At 72.2% G+C, this 7,419-nt stretch carries 7 protein-coding genes; all 7 read right to left on the bottom strand.

The genetic code is table 11. The annotated features are described in order from the left end of the window. Nucleotides 1-34: 34 nt before the first annotated feature. Nucleotides 35-592, bottom strand: coding sequence for a GNAT family N-acetyltransferase (locus tag TA90_RS01260; RefSeq protein ID WP_043534211.1), 558 nt, complete (start codon nt 590-592; stop codon nt 35-37). Further along, nucleotides 589-1,332, bottom strand: coding sequence for a 4-hydroxy-tetrahydrodipicolinate reductase (dapB, locus tag TA90_RS01255; protein WP_043534210.1), 744 nt, complete (start codon nt 1,330-1,332; stop codon nt 589-591). Before dapB ends, TA90_RS01260 begins: the two co-directional genes overlap by 4 nt. Nucleotides 1,333-1,406: 74 nt before the next feature. Further along, nucleotides 1,407-2,726: a M16 family metallopeptidase gene (locus TA90_RS01250; RefSeq protein WP_052450350.1), complete on the bottom strand. Its 1,320-nt coding sequence runs from the start codon at nt 2,724-2,726 to the stop codon at nt 1,407-1,409. A gap of 116 nt (nt 2,727-2,842) precedes the next feature. Beyond that, the gene (locus TA90_RS01245; protein ID WP_043534209.1) at nt 2,843-3,532 is read right to left on the bottom strand and encodes a hypothetical protein; all 690 of its coding nucleotides are present in this window, start codon (nt 3,530-3,532) and stop codon (nt 2,843-2,845) included. Nucleotides 3,533-3,738: 206 nt separating this feature from the next. After that, nucleotides 3,739-4,239, bottom strand: coding sequence for a hypothetical protein (locus tag TA90_RS01240; RefSeq protein ID WP_147513305.1), 501 nt, complete (start codon nt 4,237-4,239; stop codon nt 3,739-3,741). Between the two features lie 206 nt (nt 4,240-4,445). After that, nucleotides 4,446-6,797, bottom strand: coding sequence for a polyribonucleotide nucleotidyltransferase (locus tag TA90_RS01235; RefSeq protein WP_043534207.1), 2,352 nt, complete (start codon nt 6,795-6,797; stop codon nt 4,446-4,448). A 222-nt stretch (nt 6,798-7,019) separates the two neighbouring features. Beyond that, complete coding sequence (rpsO, locus tag TA90_RS01230) at nt 7,020-7,289, bottom strand: 30S ribosomal protein S15 (RefSeq protein WP_043534206.1); 270 nt, start codon at nt 7,287-7,289, stop codon at nt 7,020-7,022. Nucleotides 7,290-7,419 lie beyond the last annotated feature (130 nt).

Raw genomic sequence — 7,419 nt, 5'->3', positions numbered from 1 at the left:
AGCGCGAGGGGGCGCGGGGCCGCCCTCGTCCGCCTCATTCCTCCACGAGCGACCACCACAGGTGCTCGATGACGGCGCCGTCCCCCGTGGCGAGGGTGCGCCGCACGCCTGCCGGGGAGAAACCCGCCCCCTGGTAGAAGCGCACGCGCACGTCGTCACCCGCGAGGATCCACACGCGCACCGTGCGGGGGCGGGTGATGTCGACGACGGCCGCCAGCAGCCGCGAACCGTGGCCCGAGCGGCGGAAGTCGGCGTCCACCTCCAGGGAGAGGATGTCCGTGCCCTCGGGGATGGGGTCCGGGCGTCCGCCCGTGGGGGGCAGGACCTCCCCCGGCGCGCACGCGGCGAAACCCGCCACCCCGTGCCCGTGGAGGGCCACCAGGGTGTGGTGACCGGCCGGCTGGGGCCTGTCCAGGGTGGCGCGCCAGGTGTCCTCGACGGAATGCCCGTCGATCGCCGGTGCCTCGTGCCCGAGCGCCGCCCCCACGGCCTCCCGGATGCCCGCGACCTGAATGCGCGCGATGGCCGGGGCGTCCTCGGCGAGGGCGGGGCGCACCGATCGGTCCGGGGACGCCGGACGCGAGCGGCTCACGCCAGTCCCATGAGGACGTCGAGGCCCACCGTCAGGCCGGGGTGGCCGGCGATGTGGCGCACACCGTGGAGGACACCGGGCATGAAGGAGACACGGTCGAAGGAGTCCGTGCGCAGGACCAGCTGCTCCCCCGGGTTGCCGAGGAGGACCTCCTGGTGGGCCGTGAGTCCGCGCAGGCGCACGGCGTGGACGTGGACGCCGTCGACCTCCGCGCCCCGGGCGCCCAGCGGGTCCGAGGTCGTGGCGTCGGGCATGGGGGCGCACCCCTCGGCCCGGCGGGCCCCGGCGATGCCGAGCGCGGTGGCGATGGCGGTTCCCGAGGGCGCGTCCACCTTGTCGGGGTGGTGCATCTCGATGATCTCCGCGCTCTCGAAGTAGGGGGCGGCCATCTGCGCGAATCGCATGACGAGCACGGCGGAGAGGGCGAAGTTCGGGGCGACCAGCACGCAGGCCCCCGTCTCCTCCGCGTGGGTGCGCACCCGGTCCAGGGACTCGTCCGTCCACCCCGTGGTGCCCACGACCACGTCGACCCCGGCATCCAGGCAGGCATGGACATTCGCCTCGGTGACGGACGGCGTGGTGAAGTCCACGGCCACCTCGGCCCCGTTGAGGGTCTCCGCGGTGATGGCGTCACCTGCGTCGATGCGGGCCACCAGCTCGAGGTCCTCGGCCCCGGTGACTGCCTCCACCACTGCCGAGCCCATGCGTCCCGCCGCCCCGATCACTGCCACACGGATCATGTCCGCACGTCCTTCCTTCCTCGTCAGTCCTGTGTCCGGCCCGGTCGGCCCTGTGTCCGACCCCGTCACGCCCGTCACCCGGGCAGGACGACGGCCCTCCTGCGCGGCGCGGCCGCGAGGTCCGCGGCCAGCGCCCGCACGTCCTCCCGGGTGACCGCCTCGACGCGGGCGAGCGCCGCGCCCACGGTGAGGTAGCGACCCTGGATCTCCGAGCGCCCCAGACGCGTCATGCGCGACCAATTGTCCTCCAGGCCCAGGGCGAGCCCGCCGCGGACCTGTCCGCGCACACGCTCGAGCTCCTCCTCCGTGGGGCCGTCAGCTGCGACCTCCTCGAGTTGGGCGACCATGAGGGCCTCCACCTCCTCGACGTGGGAGGGGGCGGTGCCGGCGTACATCCCGAAGGACCCGGCATCCGCGTAGGGGGCGTCGAAGGCATAGGTCGAGTAGGCCAGCCCCCTCTTCTCACGGACCTCCTGGAACAGGCGCGAGGACATCGATCCCCCCAGCAGGCTGAGCAGGACCGACATGACGGGGCGGCGGGGGTCGCCCGCCCGCAGGGAGGGACAGCCGACGATGACGTGGGCCTGCTCCACCTGCCGGTGGCGGACCACCTCGCCCTCGCCCGTCCCGGTCCAGCCGGACTCGGGGCGTCGGGCGCGCGGGGTGCGCGCGGTGGTGGTGCCGGTGGTCGTCGAGCCGGCGGTGTCGGGGGTGGGGGCGCCGGCGGCGTCCGTGGTCCCCCACCCCGCCCGGTCGAGCGCCTCCTGGAGCACGTCGAGGAGGTGGTCGTGGTCGACGTTCCCGGCGGCCGCCACCACCAGGTTGTCGGGACCGTAGGTCTGCCGGTAGTGCTCCCACACGTCCTCGCGACCCACGGCGCGGATGGCCCGGGCGGTGCCCCCGACGGGTCGGCCGAGCGGCGTGTCCCCGTGGACGGCGAGCTGGAAGGCGTCGTGGACGACCTCCGTGGGGCTGTCCTCGGCCATGGCCAGCTCGTCGAGGATCACGCCCTTCTCGAGGTCGAAGTCGGTCGGGTCCAGCCGGGAGGAGGTCACCATGTCGACGAGGACGTCCACCGCCATGTCGAGGTCCGCGTCGAGCACGCGTGCCCAGTAGTCCGTGGACTCCTTGCCGGTCTCGGCGTTGGAATCGCCCCCCACCTCGTCGAAGGCGACTGCGATGTCGAGGGAACTGCGGCGTCGGGTCCCCTTGAAGAGCAGGTGCTCCAGGAAGTGTGTGGAGCCGGCGTGGCGGGGAGTCTCGTCGCGGGACCCGACCGGGACCCACAGGCTCAACCCGACGGAGCGGGTCGCGGGGACCTGCTGGGTGAGGACCCGCACCCCCTGGGGGAGCACGGTGCGCCGGACCTGGGTGTCCCCGTCCGCGAAGGACATCGCCGAGGCCGCGTCGGCCGCCGACACGATCGGGAGGTCGATGGGGGCGGTGCGGGCGGGCACGGTCGGTCCGGACGTTCCGGGGGTGGTGGGGTCGGGCCGGGTGGGCGAGGCGGTCACGCGCGCGGCTCCGGGCGGGTGCTCTGGTCCGTGGGCGTGCCGTGGATGGAGGGGTCGGGGGTGGGTGCGCCCGTGGAGGTGGCCCGGCCCGTGGGGAGCGCGTCGTCGTCCGAACCGCTCGTGGAGGGCAGTTGGGCGGAGGTGCCGGACGTGGTCAAGGGGCGCGTCTCCGTCGTGGTGGGGGTGGGGGCGGTGCCCGTACCCGGGGTCGTGGACGGGGTCGGGGACTTCCGGGACGGGGCCGGGGCGGTGGTCTGCCCGGCCTGGGCGGGCGCGACATCGGAGGGTCCGGGGATCCCGCCGGTGAGGGCGATGACGAGGGCGATCACGAAGGCGAACGCCATGATCCCGAAGAACCAGGACATCCACTCGAAGCCGACCTCGACCCCCTGCCGGTCGGCGGGCACCGAGGCGACCGCGGCCACGACGCTGCCCGCGACGGCGGCGCCCGTCGTCCAGGTGTAGAAGCGCCGCGGGGAGGTCTTGCTCAGCGCGCGCGCGAGCCCGAGGAGGGAGGCGAGCAGGAGTGCCGGACAGGCGATGACCACCACCGTGCCCACCGTCATCGGGGCGATGCGGCCCGAGTCCGCTGCGGGGACGCCGCCGGTGTTCGCGAGGATCAGCCAGGCGAGCGCAGCCAGGACGAACAGGGCGAGGAAGAGGATGGAATCCGTGAAGCGGCGCATGACCGTACCTCCGAGTCGGGATGTCCCGAGTCTACTGGCACGCGGACGTGACAGCCGCAGGGACGTCCGCCTGCCGTGGTGGGGGCCGGGTCGCCCCGGTGGTCCGGCCGGAGGTCCTCCGCACGTCGAGGCGCCGACACCGACAGGAGGACCTCGACCCCAGGACTGAGCGGACCTCGACCCTGGAAGTGAGCGGACTTCACGGGTCAGGGGGTGGAGGGGACGAGGGCGCCGTCGCGCAGGTCCATCGTCAGCTGCCAGGAATGGGGCTCGCACTGGGGGCCGTTCGGCTCCGCCAGCACGGCCTCCCCCACGCCGGGCAGGACGAGCACCTGGCCGTCGCGGTCGGTGAGCCGCACCTCGACGTCCGCGGCCTCGGGACGTCCGGTGGTGGCCACGAAGAGATTGCCGGCGACGCCGGCGTCCGACCCGTTGCCCTCCCCGTCCTCGGTGACCACCGAGGTCGCCCCGCTCCCGGTCCGCACGTTGAGGGTCACCCGCTGGAGTCCGGTCCCCTCCTGCTCCGCGACACCGAGGAAGACACCCTGATCCGCGCCGATCTCGGTGCAGGCGGTGGCGTCCCCCGACACGGATCCCGTGTCCCGGTCCCTGACCGTGCGCACCACCCCGTAGACGAGGGCGCCGAGCAGCAGGAGGAGCAGGAGGACACCGACCGTCCGCCTGATGTACTTCCACCGGATCCTCATGGTCACCTCCCGTGCGTCCCTCCCCGCGCCCCCTCGGCACGGTGATCAGCCATTCTCCCCCACCATCCGCCCGACCGCTCCCCGACCATGGGAAAGGGGCGGTTCCGTTGCGCATGTGCAACGGAACCGCCCCCGGTCCCAGCCCACGGGATCCGGGGCACCCGCGGTGCCCCCGGTCCGGTGGGGCCGGACGTCATGCCCTCGTGTCACTCCTCGGTGGAGTCCCCGGAGTTGTCCTCCTCGCGGCGACGACGCGAGCGCGTGCGCGGACGACGCTCCCGGCGCTCCCCGTGCTCGGGACGCTCGCGGTGCTCGTGCTCCACGGCGGACTCGGGCTCGCGGGAGCCGTGGTCCTCGGACTCGCCGTCGACCACGGCGTGCAGGGAGAGCTTGCCGCGGTCGCCGATCTCGGCGATCTCGACCTCGACCTGCTGGCCGACCTGCAGGACGTCCTCGACGGAGTCGATGCGCTTGCCACCCACCAGGCGACGCACCTGGGAGATGTGCAGCAGGCCGTCCTTGCCCGGCGTCAGGGAGACGAACGCGCCGAAGGAGGTCGTCTTGACGACGGTCCCCACGAAGCGCTCCCCGACCTCCGGCATCTGCGGGTTGGCGATCTGGTTGACCATCGCGCGGGCGGCCTCAGCGGCCGTGCCGTCGGCGGCACCGATGTAGACGGTGCCGTCGTCCTCGATGGTCAGGTTCGCGCCCGTGTCCTCCTGGATCTGGTTGATCATCTTGCCCTTCGGGCCGATGACCTCGCCGATCTTGTCCACGGGGACCTGGACGGTGATGATGCGTGGCGCGTAGGGGGACATCTCGTCGGGCCCGTCGATGGCCTCGTTGATGAGCTCCAGGATGGCCAGACGCGCGTCACGCGCCTGGGCCAGGGCGGCGCGCAGCACCTGGGAGTCGATGCCCGTCAGCTTGGTGTCGAGCTGGAGGGCCGTGATGAAGTCCTTCGTGCCGGCGACCTTGAAGTCCATGTCGCCGAAGCCGTCCTCGGCGCCCAGGATGTCGGTGAGGGTGACCGAGCGGCTCTCGCCGTCCACCTTGCCGGTCATCAGGCCCATGGCGATGCCCGCGACGGGGGCGCGCAGCGGCACACCCGCCTGCAGCAGGGACAGGGTGGAGGCGCACACGGAGCCCATGGAGGTCGAGCCGTTGGACCCGAGGGCCTCGGAGACCTGGCGGATCGCGTAGGGGAAGTCCTCACGCGTCGGCAGGACGGGCTTGAGGGCCCGCTCGGCCAGGTCGCCGTGTCCGATCTCGCGACGCTTGGGCGAACCCACGCGACCGGTCTCACCGGTGGAGAAGGGCGGGAAGTTGTACTGGTGCATGTAGCGCTTGGCCGTGATGGGGCTCAGGTTGTCCAGCTGCTGCTCCATGCGCAGCATCGCCAGGGTGGTGACACCCAGGATCTGGGTCTCGCCACGCTGGAACAGGGCGGAGCCGTGCACGCGGGGCAGGACCTCGACCTCCGCGGACAGGGACCGGATCTGGCGCGGGGTGCGCCCGTCCATGCGGATCCCCTCGCGCAGCGTGCGCTGACGGATGGTCTCCTTCTCGACGGAACGGAAGGCGGCCTTGAGCTCCTTCTCCTGGTCGGGGTGGGACTCGGCCAGGGCCTCGAGCATCTCGCCACGCACCGCGTCGACGGCGTGGTCGCGGGCGAGCTTGCCCTCGGTGAGGAGGGCGTCGGCGAGCTTCGTGCCGACCCAGGACTCCACCGCGGCGTACTGCTCGTCGGAGTAGTCGAGGAAGACGGGGAAGTCGGCGGTCTCCTTGGAGGCCTTCTCGGCGACCTTGATCTGGGCCTCGCACAGGGCGCGGATGAAGGGCTTGGCGGCCTCCAGGCCGTCGGCCACGACGTCCTCGGTCGGGGCGATGCCACCGGCCTGGATGAGCTCCCACTCGTTCTCGCCACCGCCGGCCTCGACCATCATGATCGCGACGTCGTCGGTGCCGTCCTCCAGGGTGACGATGCGCCCGGCGACGACGATGTTGAACACGGAGCGCTGCATCTCGGACCAGCGCGGGAACGCGACCCACTGGCCGTCGATCAGCGCCAGGCGGGTGCCGCCGATGGGGCCGGTGAAGGGCAGGCCGGCGATCTGGGTGGACATCGAGGCCGCGTTGATGGCCAGGACGTCGTAGGCGTCGTCGGGGTTGATGGCCAGGACGGTCTCGACGACCTGGACCTCGTTGCGCAGACCCTTGACGAAACCGGGGCGCAGCGGGCGGTCGATGAGGCGGCAGGCGAGGATGGCCTCGGTGCCGGGACGTCCCTCACGACGGAAGAACGATCCGGGGATGCGGCCGGCGGCGTAGGCGCGCTCCTCGACGTCGACGGTGAGGGGGAAGAAGTCGAACTGGTCCTTGGGGTGCTTGCCCACCGTAGTGGCGGACAGGACGACGGTCTCGTCGTCGAGGTACGCGACGGCGGAACCGGCGGCCTGCTGGGCCAGTCGTCCCGTCTCGAAGCGGACCGTGCGCGTGCCGAAGCGACCGTTGTCGATGGTCGCCTCTGCGGCGGTGATGTCAGGGCCTTCCATCATGGGGCGTGTTTCTCCTTGTTTCTCAGTGGATGCGCGCCCCGCGTCGGCCTTCGATCGAAGCCCACGGCGTACCGGCCCGTTCGGCGGGAGTCCGTGAGCCACTGTCGAAAACCGCCGGCGGATGGCACGCGGATTTCTCGGTGGTGTCCGGACACGGGCAGCCCGCCCGTCCCGGACGTAGTGAACCGGCCCGGGTCCTGTGGGGAACCGGGCCGGCAGGGGTCAGCGGCGCAGGCCGAGACGCTCGATCAGGGAGCGGTAGCGCTCGATGTCGATGTCAGCCAGGTAGCCGAGGAGGCGCTTGCGGCGCCCGACCAGCAGCAGCAGGCCACGACGTGAGTGGTGGTCGTGCTGGTGGGTCTTGAAGTGCTCGGTGAGGTCCTTGATGCGCTGCGTGAGCAGTGCGATCTGCACCTCGGGGGAGCCGGTGTCGCCCTCGTGGGTGGCGTACTCGGCGATGATCTGGTCCTTGACGTCCTTGGTCAGCGGCACCTGAACTCCTTGGATTCTCGTTGCGCGGAGCACCGGGTCTGTCCCCGGGCATGACGTTCCACGGCCGATCGAACGGCTCTGACAGGCTAACACGCAGGGCCCCTCCCGCCCCTGTCCCCCGGGCCTCCGA

Origin of the sequence: Actinomyces polynesiensis, assembly GCF_000820725.1 — a bacterium.
Taxonomy (GTDB): domain Bacteria; phylum Actinomycetota; class Actinomycetes; order Actinomycetales; family Actinomycetaceae; genus Pauljensenia; species Pauljensenia polynesiensis.
The sequence above is the reverse complement of the archived record's forward strand: the minus strand, read 5'-3'. Positions and strand labels throughout refer to the sequence as shown.